This window comes from Nocardiopsis eucommiae, assembly GCF_965344335.1.
In the GTDB taxonomy this organism is placed as follows: Bacteria; Actinomycetota; Actinomycetes; order Streptosporangiales; family Streptosporangiaceae; genus Nocardiopsis; species Nocardiopsis eucommiae.
The window spans coordinates 1-771 of sequence record NZ_CBDRIY010000077.1 but is presented as its reverse complement, the minus strand read 5'-3'; the positions used below and the strand labels follow the sequence as shown (position 1 = coordinate 771).

Genomic DNA, 771 nt, shown 5'->3' with positions numbered 1-771 from the left:
CGCCCCGTCCGCATCGGCAACCTCGCCGACCACCAGGTCCAACTCGACGTGTTCGGCCCCGTCGTCGAACTCATCACCCACCTCTCCCACGCCCGCCAACAGCTCACCGACCGCGACTGGGACCTGGTCCGCTCCATGGCCCAGGCCGTGGCCCGCCGCTGGCACGAGGCCGACCACGGCATCTGGGAGGAACGCGACGAACCCCGCCAACGCGTCTACTCCAAGGTCATGTGCTGGCTCACCCTGGACCGCGCCCTCACCCTGGCCGAGCGGTACGGGCGCACCCCCGACCCCACCTGGGCCGACCTGCGCACCGACATCGCCCAGGAGGTACTGGAGAAGGGCTGGAACGAGCAGGCCCAGGCCTACACCACCGCCTACGACGGCACCGACCTGGACGCCGCGTCCCTGCACATCGGCCTGTCCGGGCTCATCGACCCCGCCGACGAACGCTTCCAGGCCACCGTCACCGCCGTGGAGGCCGAGCTGCGCTCGGGGCCCACGGTGTACCGGTACCACCGCGACGACGGCCTCCCGGGCGGCGAGGGCGGCTTCCACCTGTGCACCACCTGGCTCATCGAGGCCTACCTCCTCACCGGGAGGAGGGCCGAGGCCGAGGAACTGTTCAAGCACCTGGTGGACAGCGCCGGACCCACCGGGCTCATCCCCGAGGAGTTCGACCCGGTCACCGAACGCGCTCTGGGCAACCACCCCCAGGCCTACTCCCACCTGGGCCTGATCCGCTGCGCCCAACTCCTCGACCACCACTGA

At 70.9% G+C, this 771-nt stretch carries 1 protein-coding gene; it reads left to right on the top strand.

Translation table 11 applies throughout. The features are described 5' to 3' along the window. The coding region (locus ACRWK8_RS26570; protein ID WP_431873191.1) for a glycoside hydrolase family 15 protein at positions 1-771 on the top strand (771 nt) is incomplete at its 5' end.